Origin of the sequence: Bacterioplanoides sp. (genome assembly GCF_965226395.1) — a bacterium.
Classification (GTDB): Bacteria; Pseudomonadota; Gammaproteobacteria; order Pseudomonadales; family Oceanobacteraceae; genus Bacterioplanoides.
Window position 1 is genome coordinate 948,224 of the sequence record NZ_OZ245358.1, and the last position, 21,825, is coordinate 970,048.

Sequence of the window (21,825 nt, forward strand, 5' to 3'; positions counted from 1 at the left end):
CCGAGCCTTAATCAAAGATCGCAGGAGGCTGCTATGGCATATGTGCGACATACGCCGCAACGTCTTTCATCTGCTGAGCATTCATATTCTGAATTACGGAAGACATCGGGGAGTTTTGTCGCTCCGGGTCATTGCTCAGGAATTTCATCAACGTGCTTTCCAGATATTCATATGGCTGCCCGGCAATCCGAGGGTATTGCTGATTGCCATGACCGTCATCACCATGACAAGCAAAACACATGGAGCGATAAATCTGCTCGCCTTTGGCATTGCTTTCGACTGGCTGCTGGCGTTTTTTTACCGGACTCTGGGAAAAATACAGAGCAATATTGATGCGGTCTTCTTTTGTAAGATGACCTGCCAGCTTACTCATCACGTAGTCTTTACGCGTGCCATCGGCAAAATGTTCAAACTGAGAAAACAGATACAAAGCATTCTGGCTGGCCAGATTCGGAATATAATCACGCTTGGAATTGCCATCATCGCCATGACAACGAAAACATAACTGACCACGCTCTCGGCCGCTTTCAACCGCGACTTGCATCTTCGCAGTATCATTCTGAATCATGGTCATTTCAACCAGCATATTTTCAACCGTCTCAGCATGGGATGGCAGAGCAATACAGCTCACTGCTGCGATCAGGGAACGGATTAAATACTTCATACAGGCATCATTTTTCAATATTTAATATTTGAAGGGCGAAAATACGCATGTTGATACTCAAGGCCAAGTGGCAATAATTGCCATTCGGCTGATAAATGACCGTCCCCTGACCTGCATCAAGTATCTTGTGACGAATGACAAAGCAACCTTTCCCTATTTTTTACAGGGTTATTACTTTGAAAATGCAGCAGACCGCCATGATGAAGGTGTGAACACTGCAGGCTTTCGGGTACACTTTCGCGTTTTCTTATTTCTTCTTATTACTTAGTCAGAATCCATAGTGACGCCATGATGCAAGAGACTTATCAACCCAAAGCCATTGAAGCCTCAATCCAGAGCCAATGGGAACAACAACAGGTTTTTAAAGCCGTCGTCGATGCCAATAAAGAGAAGTTTTATTGCTTATCGATGTTCCCGTACCCAAGCGGCCGCCTGCACATGGGTCACGTGCGCAACTACACCATCGGTGATGTGATCTCACGCTACCAGCGCATGCAGGGCAAAAACGTGATGCAGCCGATGGGCTGGGATGCGTTTGGTCTGCCAGCTGAAAACGCAGCGATCAAAAACAACACAGCACCGGGCAAATGGACGGACGAAAACATCGCCTATATGAAAGGCCAGCTGAAATCGCTGGGCTTTGGTTACGATTGGAACCGCGAACTAGCAACCTGTAAGCCGGAATACTACCGCTGGGAACAGTGGTTCTTCACCAAGCTGGTTGAGAAAGGTTTAGCTTACAAAAAAGTCTCGGCAGTAAACTGGTGTCCGCACGATAAAACCGTTCTGGCCAACGAACAGGTGATCGACAACTGCTGCTGGCGTTGTGATACACCGATTGAGCGTAAAGAAATCCCGCAGTGGTTTATCCGTATTACCGATTACGCCGAAGAGCTGTTAAACGATCTGGATCAGCTGGAAGGCTGGCCGGAACAGGTTGTGGCGATGCAGCGCAACTGGATTGGTAAGAGCCAGGGCGTTGAGCTTCATTTTGGTATCAAGGATAGAGCTGACACGCTTGAAGTTTACACCACCCGTCCGGATACTTTAATGGGCGTAAGCTACGTAGCGGTTGCTGCGGGTCACCCTCTGGCCGCCGAAGCCGCGGAAGGCAATGCGGAACTGGCTGAATTTATTGAAGAATGCAAAAAAGGCGGTACTGCTGAAGCGGATATCGCCACCATGGAGAAGAAAGGCCACGCCACAGGCCTGACCGCGATTCACCCGGTCTCCGGCAAAGAAGTGCCAATCTGGGTCGCTAACTTCGTACTGATGGATTACGGCTCAGGTGCGGTGATGGCCGTTCCGGCCCACGACCAGCGTGATTTCGAGTTCGCTCAGAAGTACGGTCTGGAAATTAATCAGGTAATCGAAGCGCCTGAGGACTTTGATCTGTCGGCTGAAGCCTTTACCGAAAAAGGTAAACTGCTGAACTCCGGTGAATTCGATGGCCTGGATTTCGATGCCGCGTTTGATGCCATCGCCAAGTGGTTATCGGATGCTGGCAAAGGTCAGGTCAAAACCAACTACCGCCTGCGCGACTGGGGTGTGAGCCGTCAGCGTTACTGGGGCACCCCGGTTCCAATGATCAACAAGGCCAACGGTGAGCAAGTACCAACACCGGCGGATATGCTGCCGGTTGAGCTGCCAACCGATGTGGTGATGGATGGCGTCAACAGCCCGATCAAAAACAACCCGGAGTTCGAAAACATCGAGTTTGAAGGCGAACAGGCCTTCCGCGAAACCGATACTTTCGACACCTTTATGGAGTCTTCCTGGTACTACGCGCGTTACTGCTCTCCGTGGGACGACACACAAATGGTCGACCCAACCGAAGCGGATTACTGGCTGCCGGTTGACCAATACATCGGTGGTATCGAACACGCCATTCTTCACCTGCTGTACGCGCGCTTCTTCCACAAGCTGATGCGTGACGTCGGTCTGGTAAAAGGTGATGAGCCATTTGCCAGCCTGTTATGTCAGGGCATGGTACTGGCGGATGCGTTCAGCTATCAGAACGAAAGCGGCGGCAAAGAATACGTTGCACCAAAAGACGTGGAAGCCGAACGCGACGAAAAAGGTCGCCTGATCAAAGCCAGCTGGAACGGCCAGGAGCTGAAGCACGAAGGCATGATCAAGATGTCGAAGTCGAAGAATAACGGCGTTGACCCTCAGGAAGCAATTGATGTTTACGGTGCTGACACCGTACGTCTGTATACCATGTTTGCAGCGCCCCCAGAGCAGACTCTGGAATGGTCTGAGAACGGTGTTCAGGGCGCACAAAAATTCCTGCAGCGTGTATGGCGTTTAAGCTTCGAGCTGCTGCAACAGGAAGACCGCTCAATCGTTTCTGCCGATCAGCTGGGTAAAGCGGAAAAAGACGCACGCCGTAAAGTGCACGAAACCATCCAGAAAGTGAGCGATGACATCGGTCGTCGTTATTCTTTCAATACCGGTATCGCCGCCATTATGGAACTGATGAACACATTGCAGAAACTGGATCTGACCAGTGCCGGTGGCCGCAGTGTCATTACTGAAGGCCTCAATGCTGTGGTTCGCATGTTAAGCCCCATGGCGCCGCATATCGCTCAGGAACTGTGGACGGCCTTTGGCAACGATGGCCTGGTACTGGATGCTGCATGGCCAGAAGTGGACGAAAGTGCACTGGTAAAAGACAGCATCGTTCTGGTTGTTCAGGTTAACGGTAAAGTACGCGCTAAACTGGATGCACCAGCTAATGCCTCTAAAGAAGATCTGGAAGCTATGGCGATGGCCGACGATGCAATTCAGAAGCAGATTGATGGCAAAACCGTGCGTAAAGTGATTGTGGTGCCAGGTAAGCTGGTGAATATTGTTGCCAACTAAGCCGCTTTAAACACAAGAGACCCTGAAGAGGTATTCAATATTTATTTTTCGACACGCCGTCAACACATCCATGTGGGCTCGACTGCAGCATCCCTGCTGCAGACGGTCGAAAAACAAACATTCAACACCTCTTCTTCCATCACTCTAAGAGCGAATAGAGCAAAAGAGCCGATGACTTTTCAAAGCAGCCGCATGGATGCGGCGGTAGCGCGGCAGGGCCAGGGATGGCCCTTCGGCGCGGCGGCTGAAAAGTGAGCGGCTCTTTGGTTACGGAGCTGGCTAAATTGTCAGCCACAAGCAAAGGAAAAACCATGCGTTTTATCATCTGGACTTTAATGCTTTCAATGCTCACCGCCTGCGGCTGGCACCTGCGTGGTGTAACGCCGCTGCCCAAGGAATATCGCGTTTTATTCCTGCAAAGTCAGGCTGGTAACAGCTTTGATCAGCAGTTAATTCTGCAGCTGGAATTCAACGACGTGTTGCTTACACAGACAGCTGCCGATGCACCGGCCATTCTTCAGGTCAACAAAGTTGAAATTGATAAGCGTACGTTATCGGTCAGCAGCTCCGGACGCATTTCTGAATACGAACTGAATGGCAGCCTTGATGCCCGCTTAATCCACATAGAACGCAACAGCGAACTACCGATTCAGGTGAAATCACGCCGCCGCTTAACCAACGACATTAATAACGTCGGCGGTACTGCCAACGAAGAAGCGGTTCAGCTGAAAGAGATGGAAAAAGATCTGGTACGCAAGCTGATGCGTCGCCTGCAAAACGCTCAGGCAGATGCCTTTATTGCGATTCCTGCGGCAAAACCTACCAGCGTACAGGCTCAGCCATGAAGATCCGTCAGGATCAGCTGACAGCCACCTTGCAAAAAGGCTTGGCACCCTGTTATCTGGTATCCGGTGACGAGCCGTTACTGGTGATGGAAGCGTGTGATCAGATCCGTATGGCGGCCCGTAAAGCTGGCATCGAAGATCGAGAGTTATTCCATAGCGAAGCTGGCTTCGACTGGAACAACCTGCGCGAAGAAGCCAACGCCATGTCACTGTTTGCCAGTCGCCGGATTCTAGAAGTCCGCATCCCTAATGGCAAACCATCCGATAAAGGCAACACTCTGCAGGAGCTGGTCAAACACCCTAATCCGGATAACCTGCTGCTGATTATCTGCCCCCGTATTGATGCGGCAACACAACGAACGGCCTGGTTTAAAGCGGTTGATAAAGCGGGTGTGTTTTTGCCGGTTTGGCCGATTGAACGCAATCAATACCCCGGCTGGCTTAAACGCCGCTTACAAATTGCAGGGTTACAGGCTGAACCCGCAGCGATTGCGGCACTGGCACATCAGACCGAAGGGAACTTACTGGCGGCTGTCCAAGAGGTTGAGAAGCTGCGCTTGTTAGGTGCCTCAACCATCACAGAAGAAATGATCAACGACGCCATTGGCGACAGCTCTCGGTTTGACGCCTTCAGTCTGGCCGACGCCTGCTTACTAGGCAAACAAGCCGAAGCCAGCCGCATTTTGTCGCACCTGCGCGGCGAAGGCATTGAGCCGATTATGATCTTAGGGGCATTAACACGTAAAATTCGTCAGCTGATCTCGCTTTCCAATACTTCCGGGCAGCAACTGAGCGAAGCGTTTAAGAAAAATAATATCTGGCCCAAACAACAACCCCCTTATAAAAAAGCCCTGCAACAACTCAGTATTCACGACCTCCACAGCGCGCTGAGAAAAGCGACCGATGTCGATAATGCCGTCAAAGGCAGTGGCGATGACCCTTGGTTATTGTTAAGTGAGTTAACCCTGCTGTTAACAAATGTAAAACTGCCAACCAGTTAACTTCAGAAATACACACAAGGCCACATCGAACTATCTCGTTCTGAGCCATACTAACCCTATACCAGCGGTTTTATGCTGACAGTTTCGAACAAGCAGCCCTAAACAGGCAGCTGATTAAAAACTGAACGAATCCGAAGACCTGTCTAACAGGACAATACGAGTCATAAGCGTGAAGCAGTGCTCATTCCTTCGTCAATGAGCTGACAATTTTGGTCACCTTATGTCAAAGTAAGACTATCGATATAGCTAATTTGCTAAACTAAATTGAGTCAGCAGTGACTAAATAACACTCTGATCTCAGAATAAAGGGGTAAACATCAATGAATAGTACAGCAGCAGGTCAGCAGAATGCTGACTTGGTTTGGGATCTTCACACCCTGAACCAACACCAACGAGCCATGGATTTTGTTAAACAATTTGAAAACCGCTTATGTGTGTTTTCCGGCTCAGTGAAGCAGCTGTACACCAACTACAGCATCTTCTTCCCGGAAGAAGCAGACCGCCAGATGGTGATTCTGCCGGATCCTTATGCTTTTCATGATACCTTCAGTCACCTGAATGCCGGTGCAGTACAATCCACCGGGTTACACGTTATTCCGGGCAACCTGATTGGTAAACAAGGGTTGTATCTGGTGATTTCGCATAAGAATAAGAATGTACGTTCTGTTCCGATTCCTTTCCAGGAAGGCATGCGCCAGATTCTGCGTCGTTCTAACAGCGAAGATCCATTTCTGCCAGTACTGATGAAAGGTGATCTGCGTGAGTTTAATGACAAGCTGCCATGTCTGCACCTGAACCGTTTACGCCTGAGCGAGCTGAAATCCTTATCCAGCCTTGAGCGTGAAGGTATCCGTACAGTAATCACTGATAAGCTGATGGCTCTGTATCAGGAATCTACCGCACTGAATCTGGCCTAATCTGCTGCTCAGGATTCTTCAACCCGGTAGTATTTCTGAAGCAGGCGCCCCAACCCCTGGCGCCAGGCTTTCGGCTTAATACCAAAGGTATGAAAAATCCGGGTATTGTCAGACGATGCCGCCCATGGAGAAGGCATCATCCCCCCTTCCTGAGATCCAAGCTCCGCCTTCGAGAAATCTTCATACTGACTGGCTAACGCCATCAGAGCCTCGGCAAAGCCAAACGCCGATACCGCTTCAACGCCACTGAAATGATACGTGCCGAATAAGTCATCGCTGCATGCCAGTTGCCGCAGAATGGCAAACAACACATCGGCGACATCATCCGCCAGTGTCGGGTCAAATAAACGTTGCATATCGACGTGCATCGGTTCCTGTACACGGGCTTTTGCCAGTAACTGACTGGCAAAATCGTCATTTTGTAACGCTAATAATTGGCCGCTACGTACAATGACATGGCGCTCATTGTCACGCACTCTGGCTTCCAGTGCCTGTAATTGTGCCGCATATTCAGTCTCGGCAAACTGCTCGTCATCTTCCTTCACCGTGCCATCAGAGCGATAACCAAACAGCGCCAGAGACGACAGATAAATCACTCCGGCATCCATCTCACGTGCACGTTCTAACCAGAATTCTACCTGCGCCGGGTCAAGCGACTCCGTCAGAGAAGGAATAATCACAAAAAACGGTTGTCCGGAAGACGACGCCGGGAGTTTGTCCTGACTCTCCAGAGCAATACTCTGATACATCAACCCCTGGGACGTTAAATTCCGCACTAAATGTTGGCCAACGGGTTGATCAGCACCAATCACATAGGTTTGAAACGCACTGCTGCTCACGGCATATTCCAATAAAACGACAACAAAGTTGCACCATAACCACGTGGCTTGTGTGGGTCAATCGACATTCTTTACTAACAACCGAATATTACCCCAGCGCGATTCGGGTTATTTCGTCCTGATTCCGCAACGCGTCCTGTTTAGAAGGAAACATCTGCACATCATTCAGCGTGATCAATAACACCCGGCCATCACTGAGACCGACATAGCCTGCGCGATGCTCTTGCAGATAACCATCAGAGTGGCTCAGCTGAAATGGTTCAGGAATCGTAACACTGCGAATCAAACCATTGCCAAGTTCATCCGCCACATCATCCAAACGGGCAAACAGCGCCAGAGCATCGTCACTGATTGCCAGTACCTGACCATTTACCAGACAGGCAAGGTCAACGGCTTTGCCAGAAGCCAAGTGCCCCTGATGTACTTCCCGAATAAGGTCCGAACTGTTTTCTATTAACATAATCATCTGCTCTGTGTATTGTCAGAGCGAGTATACCCGAGCTCGGGTCACTGCCACACAATCAATAACAAAAAACTAATAAATACATTTAAACAATTAATTTTCGCAATCCATGATTTTTGGGCCATACTAGATCCATCGAATCAGGACACACTATTACTCAAAGGGGAAACAACCATGTCTGCATTTGAAAATAAAGAAGGCCAAACCGTACCAAGCGTCAGCTGGCCAACTCGTGTAGGTGACGATTGGGTGACAGTAACCAGCGACGAAATCTTCAAAGGTCGTACCGTTGCTCTGTTTTCTTTACCAGGCGCATTTACACCAACCTGTTCCAGCACTCATTTACCACGCTACAACGAGTTAGCTAAAGTGTTCGCGGACAATGGCGTTGACGAAATTGTTTGTGTCAGTGTTAACGATACCTTTGTGATGAATGCCTGGGCGGCGGATCAGGAATGTGAAAACATTCGTATGATCCCGGACGGTAACGGTGAATTCACCGAAGGTATGGGCTTGTTAGTCGACAAAGCGGACTTAGGTTTTGGCAAACGCAGCTGGCGTTACAGCATGCTGGTTAAAGATGGCGTGGTCGACAAAATGTTTATTGAGCCACAAAAGCCAGGCGACCCGTTTGAGGTATCCGATGCTGATACCATGCTGGAGTACATCAATCCAAACGCTGAGAAGCCACAGTCGATTGCGGTTGTGACCAAGCCTGGTTGCCCATTCTGCCAGAAGGCTAAAGCCGACCTGAAAGATGCTGGCCTGGAGTTTGAAGAAGTACTGATGGGTCGTGACGCAACCCTGACCACCTTACGTGCTATGAGCGGCCGTGAAACCGTTCCTCAGGTATTTATTGGTGGTAAACACATTGGTGGCAGCGAAGAGCTGGCAGACTACCTGAAAGCGTAAACCGCCATTGATTCAGGGCCTCAGGCCCTGATAGCAGCCTCAGAGCGCCTCTTCGCTAAAAAGAGACAGCTCCTGAGGCTCTGCTTTTACACGATTCCGCCCTTCTCGTTTCGCTTCATACAATAAGCAGTCCGCCCGGTTTAACAATGTCCCAACCGGCTCGCCATCATGGTACTGAACCACACCAATGGATACCGTCATCGGAATACTCACTTCAGCGTAATGCTGCCCGGCAACCCGGATACGAATACGCTCAAGTACCTGTAAGGCATCATCCAGCGCCACACCATTAAGCAACAAAACAAACTCTTCGCCACCATAACGTGCTGCCACATCAATTTCGCGCACCGAACGTTTTAATAACACCGCCAGCTCGATCAGAACCTGATCACCGATCCGATGCCCGTGTAAATCGTTAATCTGCTTAAAGTGATCAATATCAACAAATGCCAGAACAAACGGTGAGCCATCACGATCCGATAACGCCTGCTGCTTTTCCAGCGCCTGTAATAAATAACGGCGGTTGTACAAACCGGTTAGTTCATCTGTCACGGCCAGCTCTTCAATCCGTACCAAAGCGCGCCGGAGTTCTCGATTTTTCTGCCGGTATGCGTCCCGCAGCAAGGTGAATTCTTTACCAATAACCGCATACACCATAATGCAGGCCAGAAACACAATGCCGAGCAGCCACTCCATTTCCAGTGCCCAGACCGGCTGCTGACTGTAATGAAAATAGCCGACCACACCGATATAACCGACCAGAACCCACAAACATACCCCAAGGTATTCCCTGCCATTTAAACGGAAAACACCAAACGGCATCACCACCAGATAAGCAATGGTCCAGGCAGGTCGTAATTCGTTTGAGAAGAGTAACATCAGTGTGATAAAGCCGATGCCCAATACCATAAAAGGAATCATCAGGCTCGGATCCGGGTAGCGTCTGCTGTATCCGGATACCACCAGAAACAGCAGTCCACCATGAAGACACCAGTAGCCCAGCAGTAATAGCACGAGCTCACGGATGCTTAATTGTGTCAGTCCGAAAAAATAACTGATAGCAAACAGCGCGCTGAACAACATGGCAACAGCGGCTGCATGCGTATGGCGGCGAATGATATCTCGTTGAAGTTGCTCCACACCGATTCCCTGTGCACAAGAACAAAACGCCGATTATAGAGATTAAACAACAAACAGCTATGACTCAGTCCATAAAGTCATGATTAATGTTGTACCCGCACCCGCTCAACGGCATCCAGCCAGCCCTGATAAAGACGCTCTCTGACACTCTCTTGCTGCTGCGAAACAAACTCACGCTCATGGCGCCAGAATTCAGCTAATTCTTCCAGGCTGTCGTAGATACCCACCTGTAAACCGGCCAATAACGCAGCGCCCAGCGCGGTGGTTTCAGTCACTTGTGGCCGTGTGATCGGCATAGCCAGTGTGTCTGACAAAAACTGCATCAGCCAGTCATTAACAACCATGCCACCATCGACCCGCAAGGTTTCCGGTTTGACTCCGTCTTCTGCCATGGCTTCCAGCAGATCACGGGTCTGATAACACACCGCCTGCAGCCCGGCGGTGACAATCTCTTTAATACCGGTATCCCGGGTCAGCCCCATAATCGCGCCCTTGGCCTGAGGATCCCAGTAAGGGGCGCCTAACCCGGCAAAGGCTGGTACCATATACACCGGATTGTCATAGCCGGTTGCTTCAGCCAGAGGCTGGCTGTCTTTGGCATTATCAATCAAGTGCAAACCATCCCGGATCCATTGAATGGTGGCCCCCGCCATAAAAATGGAGCCTTCTAAGGCATAGGTGGTTTCGCCATTAATGCGATAGCCCACGGTGGTTAATAAGCGGTTTTTTGATTGCAAGGCTTCTGAGCCGGTATTCATCACCATAAAGCAACCGGTGCCATAAGTGCTTTTGGCCATGCCGGGCTGAAAGCAGGCCTGTCCTACTAACGCAGCTTGCTGATCACCGGCGATGCCACCAATAGTAATTTCGGCACCCAACAACTCCGCCTCACTGCGCCCAAAGTCGGCCACACTGTCGTTAACCTCTGGCAACATGGCAGCGGGAACCCGGAAGATCGCTAACAGTTCGTCATCCCATTGCTGGGTATGAATATTGAACAACAGCGTGCGGGAGGCATTGGTGGCATCGGTCTGATGGCTGCGACCCGCCGTCAGCTGCCACAACAGATAACTATCGACGGTGCCGAATGCCAGCTCGCCCTGTTCAGCACGCTGTCGTGCGCCATCCACATGATCCAGAATCCAGGCAATCTTACTGGCGGAAAAGTACGGATCCAGCAGCAGCCCGGTTTTCTCCGTCACCCGTTGTTCTAAGCCAGCTTGCTGCTTTAATGCCGCACACTGTTCCGCGGTACGGCGATCCTGCCAGACAATCGCCGGGTAAATGGTCTCACCGGTTTGCCGATCCCAGACCAGAGTGGTTTCACGCTGATTAGTAATCCCGATTGCAGCAATATCCGTGGCAGCACAGGCTGCTTCTGCAATCGCATGGCGCGCACTGGACAAGGTGCTGTGCCAGATTTCAGCCGGATCATGTTCTACCCAACCCGGTTGTGGAAAATGCTGGGTAAATTCCTGCTGACCGGTGGCGAGAATTTCCCCACGCTCTGAAAACACAATCGCCCGGGAACTGGTAGTTCCCTGATCCAGGCTAAGCAAATAACGTGGCATGAATGGCTTCCTCTTTTATTATTATCCACATACATATCGGTGATTACCTGCATGGTACTCGATCGGTCATTTATGTCGATCATTCAGCAAGCCAGCTTGGTTGAGCTACACTTTCAGAATGTTCAAAAAGTGAGCAATACAATGAGAAATAATCAACCGGTGACCCAACAGGAAGTCAAACTCAAAGCAGGTTGCCATCTGGTGTCATCCACCAACCAGAAAGGTGTAATTACTCATTGCAACCAGCACTTTATTGATATCAGTGGTTTTGACCGGGATGAACTGATTGGCTCACCACACAATCTGGTCAGGCATCCGGATATGCCCGCAGCGGCCTTCGAAGATATGTGGCAAACGCTGAAGGCGGGCAATCACTGGATTGGACTGGTGAAAAACCGTACCAAAAACGGTGATCATTACTGGGTCGATGCCTATGTCACGCCGTTATACGACCAGGGAGACGTGGTTGGTTACGAATCGGTGCGGGTAATCCCCACAACGGAACAGGTTCGCCGCGCCGAGCTGGCCTATCGTCGTATCAATCAAGGAAAAAAAGCCATTCCGGGGCGGCGTTATCTTAAATCCCTGATGTATTTTCTGGTGCCCTGGCTGATCGCCCTGATCAGCTCAGCCATCAGCACCGCACCAGTTTGGTTAACCCTGTTGATACTGTTAATGGGAACCGTATCGTTCAGCACCAATCGCCGTTTATTTAATAACATCAGCCAGGCCACTCAAACCATCAGCAATAACGACCTGATGACCTGGATCTATACCGGCAGAACGGATGCTTGTGGTGATATTCAGTTTACCCTGCATACTCTGGAGCGACGTTTACAAACCGTACTGGTACGAATTGCCGATAACTCAGACATGCTGCTGCAAACCACATCAACAACCGTTGCGGTATCCAAGGAAACCCTGCAACGTGTTCGTCAGCAGCACACGTATACCCAGCAGGTGGAACAAACCAGCCAGCAGATTGTTCAGGCTGCAACGGATTTACAAGACAACAGCAGTCAGTCTGGTGATGCCAGTCACAAAGCTGCCCAAACAGCCCAGCAGGGTGAACAGGAAGTTGCAGTGATGGTTAACCAGACCAACAGCCTGCAGCAGGAACTGAAAACCACCGCGGACGCCATTGGCGCACTGGCCCAGGAGACTCAGGCAGTGAACCGTTTCCTGCAGGCGATTACTGAAATTGCTGAACAAACCAACTTACTGGCGCTGAATGCCGCCATTGAAGCTGCGCGCGCCGGCGAGCAAGGTCGTGGTTTTGCCGTGGTTGCTGATGAAGTCCGTAATCTGGCTCAACGCACACAGGAATCAGCCGGAGAAATTCAGACCATTGTAAATGGTTTAAACCAGCACAGTGATCACGCGGTCGAAGCGATGAACAAAGGCCTGCAGTCAACCAGTAACACCCTGCAGAAAGCGCATGAAGTGACGGAAGTATTCGCCACCATCCGCACTGAACTTGGCATGATTCATCAACTGAGCAACTCCAACAGTAGCGCGGTGTTGCAACAAAATCAGGCCGCCAATGATATCGGCAATAACCTGCAGCAATTAGAAGCGCTATCGGATGAAGCCGAAACCATGGCAGAGGATATGAATCAGCACTGCGAACAGCTTTCACAACTGATGCGTGCGCAAGGCAATATTATTCGTCGCTTCCAACAAGGACTATGAGTGTTTAACATAGCTTCTCTATTAAAGCTGAGATTTACTCATGTCCACTCTGGATATCAAACACCTGCGCACACTGACCGCTCTGCGTGACGGCGGCACTCTGGTTGAAGCCGCACGACGCCTGCACCTGACCCAATCAGCCTTATCGCATCAGTTAAAAGATCTGGAAGAACGGTTAGGCGTTTCACTTTTTTTGCGCAAAACCAAACCGCTGCGTTTTACCCGGGCCGGATTGGAGGTGTTACAACTGGCCGATCAGTTACTACCTCAGATTCAGCAAACTGAGCGTAACCTGAAAAAACTCGCAGGCGGTGACATTGGCCGGCTGCATATGGCGATTGAGTGTCACAGCTGTTTCGACTGGCTGATGCCCGCCATCAACGCCTTTCGCGACCATTGGCCCGAGGTCGAGATTGATCTGAGCACCAGTTTTAATTTTGAGCCATTACCCGCTCTGGTGCGGGGTGATATTGATCTGGTGATTACCTCCGATCCACACGAGCACCGGGATATTGATTACCACCCGTTGTTTCGTTACCAATCGGTACTGGCGATTGCCAATCAGCACCCCTTGATTCAGCAGACGGTGATTGAAGCACAGGACCTGCAGGATCAGACCCTGATTCATTACCCGGTTGACCGTAAGCGGCTGGATATTTTTGAACGCTTTTTGCTGCCAAACGGCATTGAGCCACGTATGACACGACAAACGGAACTGACGCTAATGATGGTACAGCTGGTTGCCAGCGGACGTGGCGTAGCCTGTTTGCCGAATTGGGCTTTGCAGCCGTATCTGGATGCCAAGCTGGTGGCCAGCCGCCCGCTGGGTAAAGAAGGCGTCTGGCCAACCTTATATGCGGCTATTCGCAGTGAACAAAAAGAATCAGCTTATATTCAGGACTTTCTGGATCAGGCATTACAGACCTGCTTTCAGTCATTACCGGGAATTTTGCCCGCCAGTAGCAACAAATGACGTTTCTTCAGGCATAAAAAAAGGGTTCAGAAACCTGAACCCTCAAAAAGCGAATTTCTTCGCTACATTCTCACCACGTCTCCTAAGGATACGCAAAGCCATAGTGCCGTTAATAACGTGGCTAATCTGTTGCAAATGCGTGTTTGAATGTAACTGAATGTATACACCTTATCACTTCATGTTAATCCTGATGTTTTCGTGGCCAGATCAGACTAAATCTGGCCCCACCTAACACATCACTACGCGACACCATCGCCCGGCCGCCGTGCCAGTAGGCAATCCGGCGTACAATAGACAGACCTAAACCATACCCGCCTGACGCCCGGGTGCGGCTGTCATCCAAACGGGCAAATGCAGTAAACACCCGATCCCATTCATCTTCCGGAATGCCAGGTCCGTCATCTTCAACGTCGATCCGGCAAGTGTCCGTGCCAATACTGCAATTCACCCGCACTCTGGCATTAGCGTAGCGTCCGGCATTGCCCACCAGATTCTGAATCGCCCGGTGGACATAACGCGGTTCTACTTCGGCCATCTGACTGGTGGCCGGATCAACTCCGGCGTATTCCACGGCAATTTTTTCCGGAGGCCGCGCCTCTTCCACCACTTGTAAGGCAATATCAGCGATATTTGCCTGTTGAAAATCAAGAATTGGCCCGCCTTCTTCCAACCGCGCATAGGTCAGAATCTCATCAATCAGTTCATCCAGTTCCTGAATATCCGAATCCATACCTTTGAGCTGCTTTTCCACAAACGGATCATCAAATAACGTGTCTTCAATAATCTGCACACCAAAGCGGATACGGGCCACCGGGGTACGCAGCTCATGCGAAACAGCACGTACCATTTCCCGCTGAATCGAGATCAGGCGCTGAATATGTTCGGCCATTTTATTAAAGGCCGAGCCAAGACGGCTGACGGCATCACCCGAGGTGATTGCCACACGGGCGTTCAGGTGGCCCTGTGCTAAGCGGCTGGTGGCTTGCTCCAGTTTACGTAAACGGGTCTCAAACGAATTCACCACCCAATACACCCCCAGGCCAATCAGCATGACACCAATAATGGTAATCACTGTGATTGCTTGCCAGGAATATGGGTTAAAGGCGTTGATCGGCCCCACTACCAGCGCCCGGTCTTCACCCGGGAGTTTTGCCAGCGCTTCGGCTTTATTCCCTTCAATTGAGATACGCACCAGGATATCGCCGTACAACAAGCGGCCCCGGTCTGTCTCGGTCAGATACAGATCCTGATAAGGCATTACTTTTAACGGGAAACCGAAATACGGCTGAACCTGTTGCAGAAAATCTTCAATCGCCAGACCACTGCGACGAAAATCCTGCATCAGCAGAAAGGCAACAGCCTGAGCCTGTAAATCCGTGACGGCATTCAATTCAATGTGCAGTAAACGCTCACCACTCAGTGACTTAAGCAGACGCACACTGCGTCCATCGTTGGTATGAAAAATCAGAGCCTGGCCGCGTGATAAGCGATCAAGCTGGTAGCGATCCAGCTCCGGGGCCGCCGTTTCAAGTGGCAGCAGACGCATATCAGCATCGAACAAGGCCGCCAGTTCTGTCAGAGCCGCAGGATTATCCTCAAGGCGCTGCGACAACATATGCAGCGTGCCCTGGGCAATTTCTTCGTTGAATTGAGAAGTCCGGACAAAGTTGACCAATTGCAGCGCTGCGGTACACAGCAGCGCAACAACCAATAATGCAGCCAACAGCCCGGAATAGACCCGGATAAAGATACGCTATCTCCCAGCCTCAGATTTCCTTAACGAACAGGTAACCCTTGGAACGCACGGTTTTAATACGTTTCGGGTTCATTGGGTCATCACCCACTTTCGGACGAATGCGGGAAACACGAACATCAATCGAGCGATCCTGACCATCGTATTCAATACCGCGTAACTGATGGAAAATTTCTTCCCGGGTCAGTACCCGCCCGGCACTGGAGCTCAGCAACCACAACAGATCAAATTCTGCACTGGTCAGGTCGATGCTCTGGCCGTCCAGCCAGGCTTCACGCATGGCATTATCCACCACCAGATTACCGAAGGTCAGGCGGTTATCACTGGTGGTTTCCACTTCTTCCTGCTCCGGCTCTTCTTTCACCCGGCGCAGCAATGCACGAATACGCGCCAGCAAAACACGGGGACGAACCGGCTTGGCAACATAGTCATCGGCACCCATCTCCAGTCCCAGTACCTGATCCAGATCTTCGGTACGGGCCGTCAGCATCAGAATCGGGCCTTTGTAATAAGGACGAACAATACGGCAAACCGCCAGGCCATCTTCGCCCGGCAACATCAGATCCAGCACCACCAGATCGGGCTGCTCGGTTTTGATACGCTCAATCGCCCGGCTGCCATCACCTTCCACCGAGACTTTTAAGCCATTGCTCTCCAGATAATCCTTGGTCAGCGTTGCCAAACGCTCATCATCCTCAACGATCAGAATGCGCCAGTTTTCTTCCGGGTTATGACCATTTTCTTGTTTCAACATGGTTTGCTACCAATCCTCAAACTACTTCGCCCTTCGGCCAATTCTTTATAACTTTAGACGTAGTTACGCTTTGTTGCATAGTAACGGAAAAACATTTGTAAAAATGCGCTTTTTTGACCAATTCGGGCAGGATCCAGATAACACAAAACCTCCAGAGTTATGTCCACTTAGTACACACAAGTTATCCACACCCTGATTTTACAAACACACTATATATTGGGGTTGAAAACCCACCTACACCGCATTATCTTGTGCTTCGCACTCTGAAAATCTTTCGACAGCTCAGTCACTTAGGAAATTCCTACAGGGTTTTCAAGCCAGCGTCAATCAAAATGGATCCACAATATTTCTATCAGGGATAGATGGAGTAGTTTCCCTTGAATACAGGCAAAATCAGCATGAACAGTCAGCTCCAAGTCAGCAAACGTGACGGGCGTCAGGAATCTCTTGATCTAGAGAAAATTCACAAAGTCGTTACCTGGGCCGCCGATGGCCTGGACAAAGTGTCCGTTTCAGAAGTTGAGCTGAAAGCCCATCTGCAGTTTTTTGATGGTATTCAAACCTCCGAAATTCATGAAACCCTGATTAAAGCAGCCGCCGATCTGATCTCTGAAGAGTCACCGGATTATCAGTACCTGGCTGCACGCCTGAATATTTTCCATTTACGCAAAAAAGCTTATGGCTGTTTTGAGCCACCAGCACTGTTTGACCACGTGAAAAAAATGGTCGACAGCCAGCGTTACGATCAGCATTTACTGGAAGATTACAGCGCCGAAGAATTTGCCGCGATGGATGCCTTTATTGACCATTCGCGTGATATGAACTTCAGCTACGCCGCGGTTAAGCAGCTGGAAGGCAAATATCTGGTGCAAAACCGGGTCACCGGTGAAGTGTACGAAAGTGCCCAGTTCCTGTACGTATTAATCGCCGCGTGTCTGTTCGCTTCTTACGATAAAGAACGTCGTCTGGATTACATCAAACGTTTCTACGATGCGGTCTCTACTTTCAAACTGTCACTGCCAACCCCGATTATGGCCGGTGTGCGTACGCCGACCCGTCAGTTCAGCTCATGTGTATTAATTGAAGCGGGCGATAGCCTGGATTCCATCAATGCCGCCGCCGGTGCCATTGTTAAATACGTTTCCCAACGTGCCGGTATTGGCATCAATGGCGGCCGTATTCGTGCCTTAGGCAGCCCGATTCGTGGTGGCGAAGCCTTCCATACCGGCTGTATCCCGTTCTACAAACATTTCCAGACCGCAGTGAAGTCCTGTTCTCAGGGCGGTGTTCGTGGCGGTGCAGCTACCCTGTTCTACCCATTATGGCATCTGGAAGTGGAAAGCCTGCTGGTACTGAAGAACAACCGTGGTGTTGAAGAAAACCGCGTGCGTCATCTGGACTACGGCGTACAAATCAACAAAACCATGTACGAGCGCCTGATCAAAAACGGCAACATCACCCTGTTCTCACCATCCGATGTACCGGGTCTGTACGATGCCTTCTTTGAAGATCAGGAACTGTTTGATCAGCTGTACAAAAAATACGAAGCCGACGACAGCATTCGCAAGCAAACCGTCAAAGCGGTTGACCTGTTCTCTGCCATGATGCAGGAACGTGCCAGCACCGGCCGTATCTATGTACAAAACGTCGACCACTGTAATACCCACAGCCCGTTTAATCCGAAACGCGCACCGGTACGTCAGTCGAACCTGTGTCTGGAAATTGCGCTGCCAACCAAGCCATTGAATGAAATCAATGACGAGAATGGCGAGATTGCACTTTGTACTCTGGCGGCCTTTAACCTCGGTACTGTCGAAGATCTGAACGAGCTGGAAGAGCTGGCCGATCTGATTGTGCGCGCCCTCGACAGCCTGCTGAGTTATCAGGATTACCCGGTAACCGCCGCACAACGTGCCAGCCTGGGTCGTCGTACCCTGGGTGTGGGCGTGATCAACTATGCCTACTACCTGGCGAAAAACGGTGTGAAGTACTCCGATGGCAGCGCCAACGGCCTGACTCACCGCACCTTTGAAGCCATTCAGTACTGGTTATTAAAAGCCTCCAACCAGTTGGCGAAAGAACAGGGCAAATGTGAGCTGTTTGACGACACAACCTATGCTCAGGGCGTATTGCCAATCGACAGCTACAAAAAAGAAGTGGACAGCTTCTGCGATGAAGCCCTGCATCTGGATTGGGAAGCGCTGCGTAAAGACATTCAGGAACATGGCCTGCGTAACTCCACGCTGACCGCCCTGATGCCATCAGAGACCTCGTCGCAGATCAGTAATGCAACCAACGGCATTGAACCACCGCGTGGTTATATCAGTGTGAAACAAAGCAAAGACGGCATCCTGAAGCAGGTCGTGCCAGATTACGGCACGCTGAAAAACAACTACGAACTGCTGTGGCAAATCCCGGATAACCAGGGCTATCTGCAACTGGTGGGTATTATGCAGAAGTTTGTCGACCAGGCGATCTCTGCCAATACCAACTACGATCCAGCGCGCTTTGGTGGCAAGGTACCGATGCAGCAACTGCTGAAAGACCTGCTGACGGCGTATAAGAATGGTCTGAAGACGCTGTACTACCACAACACCCGTGATGGTATGGAAGACCCACAAGCCGTTGAAGCCGAAGACGATGGCTGTGAAGGCGGCGCTTGTAAGATCTGATTCCGGCTCTGGAATTCACACAACACAGAACGATAAATCCGGCGGTACCGCTTTGGCTGTACCGCCCTTGAGAAGAAACGAATGGCCTATACCACTTTTAATCGCAACGAATTTGATACCTTTGCTCAACCGATGTTTTTTGGTGAGCAAGTCAACGTCGCACGCTACGACCAGCAAAAGCACAAAATTTTCGAAAATCTGATCGAAAAACAACTGTCGTTTTTCTGGCGTCCGGAAGAAGTGGATTTAACCAACGACCGTAAAGACTTTCTCGATTTACCGGATCATGAGAAACATATTTTTGTTTCTAACCTGAAATATCAAACGCTGCTGGATTCGGTTCAGGGTCGCTCTCCTAACGTTGCTTTGCTGCCGGTGGTCTCTTTGCCGGAGCTGGAAACCTGGATTGAAACCTGGTCGTTCAGTGAAACCATTCACAGCCGTTCTTACACCCATATCGTGCGAAATATCGTGCCGAATCCGGCTGAGATTTTTGACGACATCACCAAAAATGAGCACATCACCAAACGTGCTGAGTCGGTCACAGAGCATTACGACGATTTTATTGCCCTGTCGAATTACTACGTTCAGTTAGGCGAAGGCACCCATACGATTAATGGCGAAACCATTGAGATCAGCCTGCGTGAATTAAAGCGTCGTATGTACCGCATGATGATTTCCGTTAACGTGCTGGAAGCCATTCGTTTTTATGTGAGTTTTGCCTGCTCCTTTGCCTTTGCTGAACGAGCCAAGATGGAAGGTAACGCCAAAATCATCAAGCTGATTGCCCGTGATGAAGCACTGCACTTAACCGGCACTCAGCATATGTTGCAGATTATGGCGCGTGGTAACGACGATCCTGAATTTGCTGAAATTGCCGAAGAATGCCGTGACGATATGGTCACTATTTTCCGCGAAGCCGCTGAGCAGGAAAAAGAATGGGCCGAATATCTGTTTAAAGACGGTTCCATGATTGGCCTGAACAAAGATATTTTGTGTCAGTACGTGGAATACATCACTAACCAGCGTATCGGTGCACTTGGTTTTGATCCGATCTTTGAAACCAAAAACAATCCGCTGCCGTGGATTAACGCCTGGTTAAACAGCGATAACGTTCAGGTTGCCCCACAAGAAGCAGAAATCAGTTCCTATCTGGTGGGTGCTATCGATAGCGAAGTTGATACCAGCGATTTTGGCGACTTTGATCTCTGAGGTAACAAGGATGCCTGCTGCCGCACTAGCCATGCCAGATAATAAAGACAATGCCTTTCAGCTGAGTGCCGAGCCACTCAGCCATGATTCGTTTGAACTGGAGCCGGTGATTCCCGAAGTGGATGACCAGAGTATTCAGGGCGAACTGTATCTGCCGGAAGGTAATGCCGAACAACCGGAAGCCGACCCTCAGATTGAATTTGATGGTATGGCAAAACCTGTGTATGCCGTCGCCGTTGAGCACGGCAACAACACCCAGGCGGTTCAGTTTCAGCATGCTAAAACACTACTGGATTCACTGGAGTCGCAGCAAGTCGATGTTCATTACCAGTGCCGTGAAGGTTACTGCGGCAGTTGCCGGGTGCAATTGCTGGAAGGCGAAGTGCACTACAGCGAAGAGCCGATGGCTTGGGTCAATGAGGATGAAATCCTGCCTTGCTGCTGTATTCCGAAATCGGATCTGAAAATTAAGATCGACTGATTCTATTTCTATTAGCCTTGCTACTACTTCTATTGGCTTTACCAATATTACTAGAGCAGGGCCAATTCCCTGCTTTAAATCAATTCTTCTTTACCTCCCTTGCTCTACCATTTATGTGTCGCTCATCAAAAAAGATGACCACATTTATAATTTCAAAAAGGGAACCCAGCATGTCTTATATCTGTATCACCCCTAATGTTGCCATGGTGCGCATGCACGCACGCGAACATCTGGAAGAAATTCCGGGCGACTTTTATATCAATCTGGATACCCTGGTTGAAGCCCGTATGCGCCCGGTACGGGCCGAGCATAATGGTGATTTCTGTGCCGACGTTTTAATGGTTATGGACAATAAAACCCACGAGTTTTTATTCCGTAACAGCCCGGCAGGCAATAAAGCCAAAGAAACTCTGACGTCTTATCTGAAAGAGCAGTGTATTAATCTGTAATGCACTAAACGGTAATGCTTTGTTGCATTAAAATGAAAAAACAACCGTGAAAACCCTTCTCTTTTCACGGTTGATTTCTTGCCGCCATACGATAGCCTTAATCACAACATCCATATCATAAAATACCGTAATAAGAGCATTGTATGAGCAAGTTAAACCTGCCTGAAATTGGCAAAGCCGCGCCGGATTTCTCGACCGTCGACCAGGACGGCAACACCGTCTCCCTGAATGATTTCCAGGGTAAAACCGTGGTGCTGTATTTTTACCCCAAAGCCATGACACCCGGTTGTACCGTACAGGCTTGTGGTATTCGTGACAGCCAGCAGGAATTCGCCGATATGAATGCTGTGGTACTGGGAATCAGCCCGGATGAAACCAAACGTCTGGTGAAATTTACCGAGCGTGATGAGCTGAACTTTACCCTGTTGTCTGACCCGGAACATAAAATTGCCGATGCTTATGGTGTTTGGGCACTGAAAAAGTTTATGGGCAAAGAATACGAAGGTATCCACCGTCTGACCTTTATCATTAATGGTGACGGCGAGCTGGTACACATCATGGAAAAAGTGAAAACCAAAACCCATCACGACGATGTCTTAGCGATTCTGAAAGCGCTGTAATT

The 21,825-nt window shown here is 50.0% G+C and carries 19 protein-coding genes; 12 read left to right on the top strand and 7 right to left on the bottom strand.

Annotation, left to right across the window (positions count from 1 at the left end):
- Positions 1-31 precede the first annotated feature (31 nt).
- On the bottom strand, positions 32-664 hold the full coding sequence (locus ACO05E_RS04295; RefSeq protein WP_419811755.1) for a c-type cytochrome: 633 nt from the start codon (positions 662-664) through the stop codon (positions 32-34).
- 291 nt (positions 665-955) lie between these two features.
- Between ACO05E_RS04295 and leuS the strand changes: the two genes are divergently transcribed.
- The 4 genes from leuS to ACO05E_RS04315 all read left to right on the top strand — a co-directional run bounded on the left by leuS (position 956) and on the right by ACO05E_RS04315 (position 6,292).
- Positions 956-3,529: a leucine--tRNA ligase gene (leuS, locus tag ACO05E_RS04300; RefSeq protein ID WP_419813657.1), complete on the top strand. Its 2,574-nt coding sequence runs from the start codon at positions 956-958 to the stop codon at positions 3,527-3,529.
- Between the two features lie 311 nt (positions 3,530-3,840).
- Positions 3,841-4,374 carry an LPS assembly lipoprotein LptE gene (gene lptE, locus ACO05E_RS04305; protein WP_419811756.1) on the top strand — a complete coding sequence of 178 codons (534 nt, stop codon included), beginning with the start codon at positions 3,841-3,843 and terminating at the stop codon, positions 4,372-4,374.
- Positions 4,371-5,375 carry a DNA polymerase III subunit delta gene (gene holA, locus ACO05E_RS04310; RefSeq protein WP_419811757.1) on the top strand — a complete coding sequence of 335 codons (1,005 nt, stop codon included), beginning with the start codon at positions 4,371-4,373 and terminating at the stop codon, positions 5,373-5,375. Before lptE ends, holA begins: the two co-directional genes overlap by 4 nt.
- A gap of 320 nt (positions 5,376-5,695) precedes the next feature.
- Positions 5,696-6,292 carry a hypothetical protein gene (locus ACO05E_RS04315; protein ID WP_419811758.1) on the top strand — a complete coding sequence of 199 codons (597 nt, stop codon included), beginning with the start codon at positions 5,696-5,698 and terminating at the stop codon, positions 6,290-6,292.
- Positions 6,293-6,300: 8 nt separating this feature from the next.
- On the opposite strand, the gene ACO05E_RS04320 is transcribed toward ACO05E_RS04315, so the two are convergent.
- Together ACO05E_RS04320 and ACO05E_RS04325 are read right to left on the bottom strand one after the other, a co-directional pair.
- On the bottom strand, positions 6,301-7,131 hold the full coding sequence (locus ACO05E_RS04320; protein WP_419811759.1) for a sugar nucleotide-binding protein: 831 nt from the start codon (positions 7,129-7,131) through the stop codon (positions 6,301-6,303).
- Between the two features lie 88 nt (positions 7,132-7,219).
- Entirely contained in the window at positions 7,220-7,591 is a 372-nt protein-coding gene (locus ACO05E_RS04325) for a hypothetical protein (RefSeq protein ID WP_419811760.1), read from the bottom strand.
- A gap of 177 nt (positions 7,592-7,768) precedes the next feature.
- Between ACO05E_RS04325 and ACO05E_RS04330 the strand changes: the two genes are divergently transcribed.
- On the top strand, positions 7,769-8,506 hold the full coding sequence (locus ACO05E_RS04330; RefSeq protein ID WP_419811761.1) for a glutathione peroxidase: 738 nt from the start codon (positions 7,769-7,771) through the stop codon (positions 8,504-8,506).
- Positions 8,507-8,545: 39 nt separating this feature from the next.
- Here ACO05E_RS04330 and ACO05E_RS04335 read toward each other — a convergent pair whose 3' ends face one another.
- Positions 8,546-9,646: a diguanylate cyclase gene (locus ACO05E_RS04335; RefSeq protein ID WP_419811762.1), complete on the bottom strand. Its 1,101-nt coding sequence runs from the start codon at positions 9,644-9,646 to the stop codon at positions 8,546-8,548.
- Positions 9,647-9,729: 83 nt separating this feature from the next.
- The gene (gene glpK, locus ACO05E_RS04340) at positions 9,730-11,217 is read right to left on the bottom strand and encodes a glycerol kinase GlpK (RefSeq protein WP_419811763.1); all 1,488 of its coding nucleotides are present in this window, start codon (positions 11,215-11,217) and stop codon (positions 9,730-9,732) included.
- Between the two features lie 141 nt (positions 11,218-11,358).
- On the opposite strand from glpK, the gene ACO05E_RS04345 reads away from it, so the two are divergent.
- Positions 11,359-12,909: a methyl-accepting chemotaxis protein gene (locus ACO05E_RS04345; RefSeq protein ID WP_419811764.1), complete on the top strand. Its 1,551-nt coding sequence runs from the start codon at positions 11,359-11,361 to the stop codon at positions 12,907-12,909.
- Positions 12,910-12,949: 40 nt separating this feature from the next.
- Positions 12,950-13,882 (top strand): LysR family transcriptional regulator, encoded by a 933-nt coding sequence (locus ACO05E_RS04350; protein WP_419811765.1) that lies wholly within the window; start codon positions 12,950-12,952, stop codon positions 13,880-13,882.
- A gap of 181 nt (positions 13,883-14,063) precedes the next feature.
- Here ACO05E_RS04350 and ACO05E_RS04355 read toward each other — a convergent pair whose 3' ends face one another.
- Together ACO05E_RS04355 and ACO05E_RS04360 are read right to left on the bottom strand one after the other, a co-directional pair.
- Positions 14,064-15,605, bottom strand: a complete 1,542-nt coding sequence (locus tag ACO05E_RS04355; protein WP_419811766.1) for an ATP-binding protein — start codon at positions 15,603-15,605, stop codon at positions 14,064-14,066.
- Between the two features lie 43 nt (positions 15,606-15,648).
- Positions 15,649-16,389, bottom strand: a complete 741-nt coding sequence (locus ACO05E_RS04360) for a response regulator (RefSeq protein ID WP_419811767.1) — start codon at positions 16,387-16,389, stop codon at positions 15,649-15,651.
- A 398-nt stretch (positions 16,390-16,787) separates the two neighbouring features.
- Here ACO05E_RS04360 and nrdA point away from each other — a divergent pair, with 398 nt between their 5' ends.
- From nrdA to bcp, 5 genes are all read left to right on the top strand, one after another.
- Positions 16,788-19,061, top strand: coding sequence for a class 1a ribonucleoside-diphosphate reductase subunit alpha (gene nrdA / locus ACO05E_RS04365; RefSeq protein ID WP_419811768.1), 2,274 nt, complete (start codon positions 16,788-16,790; stop codon positions 19,059-19,061).
- Positions 19,062-19,142: 81 nt separating this feature from the next.
- Positions 19,143-20,273 carry a class Ia ribonucleoside-diphosphate reductase subunit beta gene (gene nrdB, locus ACO05E_RS04370; protein WP_419811769.1) on the top strand — a complete coding sequence of 377 codons (1,131 nt, stop codon included), beginning with the start codon at positions 19,143-19,145 and terminating at the stop codon, positions 20,271-20,273.
- 10 nt (positions 20,274-20,283) lie between these two features.
- Entirely contained in the window at positions 20,284-20,754 is a 471-nt protein-coding gene (yfaE, locus tag ACO05E_RS04375) for a class I ribonucleotide reductase maintenance protein YfaE (protein ID WP_419811770.1), read from the top strand.
- A 170-nt stretch (positions 20,755-20,924) separates the two neighbouring features.
- Positions 20,925-21,203: a hypothetical protein gene (locus ACO05E_RS04380; protein ID WP_419811771.1), complete on the top strand. Its 279-nt coding sequence runs from the start codon at positions 20,925-20,927 to the stop codon at positions 21,201-21,203.
- A 143-nt stretch (positions 21,204-21,346) separates the two neighbouring features.
- Positions 21,347-21,823, top strand: a complete 477-nt coding sequence (gene bcp / locus ACO05E_RS04385; protein ID WP_419811772.1) for a thioredoxin-dependent thiol peroxidase — start codon at positions 21,347-21,349, stop codon at positions 21,821-21,823.
- Positions 21,824-21,825: the final 2 nt, after the last annotated feature.

Bases quoted from the DNA above. Each gene is read 5' to 3' on its own strand.
- ACO05E_RS04295 (WP_419811755.1), bottom strand. From the start codon at position 664: ATGAAGTATTTAATCCGTTCCCTGATCGCAGCAGTGAGCTGTATTGCT.
- leuS (WP_419813657.1), top strand. From the start codon at position 956: ATGCAAGAGACTTATCAACCCAAAGCCATTGAAGCCTCAATCCAGAGC.
- lptE (WP_419811756.1), top strand. From the start codon at position 3,841: ATGCGTTTTATCATCTGGACTTTAATGCTTTCAATGCTCACCGCCTGC.
- holA (WP_419811757.1), top strand. From the start codon at position 4,371: ATGAAGATCCGTCAGGATCAGCTGACAGCCACCTTGCAAAAAGGCTTG.
- ACO05E_RS04315 (WP_419811758.1), top strand. From the start codon at position 5,696: ATGAATAGTACAGCAGCAGGTCAGCAGAATGCTGACTTGGTTTGGGAT.
- ACO05E_RS04325 (WP_419811760.1), bottom strand. From the start codon at position 7,591: ATGTTAATAGAAAACAGTTCGGACCTTATTCGGGAAGTACATCAGGGG.
- ACO05E_RS04330 (WP_419811761.1), top strand. From the start codon at position 7,769: ATGTCTGCATTTGAAAATAAAGAAGGCCAAACCGTACCAAGCGTCAGC.
- glpK (WP_419811763.1), bottom strand. From the start codon at position 11,217: ATGCCACGTTATTTGCTTAGCCTGGATCAGGGAACTACCAGTTCCCGG.
- ACO05E_RS04345 (WP_419811764.1), top strand. From the start codon at position 11,359: ATGAGAAATAATCAACCGGTGACCCAACAGGAAGTCAAACTCAAAGCA.
- ACO05E_RS04350 (WP_419811765.1), top strand. From the start codon at position 12,950: ATGTCCACTCTGGATATCAAACACCTGCGCACACTGACCGCTCTGCGT.
- ACO05E_RS04360 (WP_419811767.1), bottom strand. From the start codon at position 16,389: ATGTTGAAACAAGAAAATGGTCATAACCCGGAAGAAAACTGGCGCATT.
- nrdA (WP_419811768.1), top strand. From the start codon at position 16,788: ATGAACAGTCAGCTCCAAGTCAGCAAACGTGACGGGCGTCAGGAATCT.
- nrdB (WP_419811769.1), top strand. From the start codon at position 19,143: ATGGCCTATACCACTTTTAATCGCAACGAATTTGATACCTTTGCTCAA.
- yfaE (WP_419811770.1), top strand. From the start codon at position 20,284: ATGCCTGCTGCCGCACTAGCCATGCCAGATAATAAAGACAATGCCTTT.
- ACO05E_RS04380 (WP_419811771.1), top strand. From the start codon at position 20,925: ATGTCTTATATCTGTATCACCCCTAATGTTGCCATGGTGCGCATGCAC.
- bcp (WP_419811772.1), top strand. From the start codon at position 21,347: ATGAGCAAGTTAAACCTGCCTGAAATTGGCAAAGCCGCGCCGGATTTC.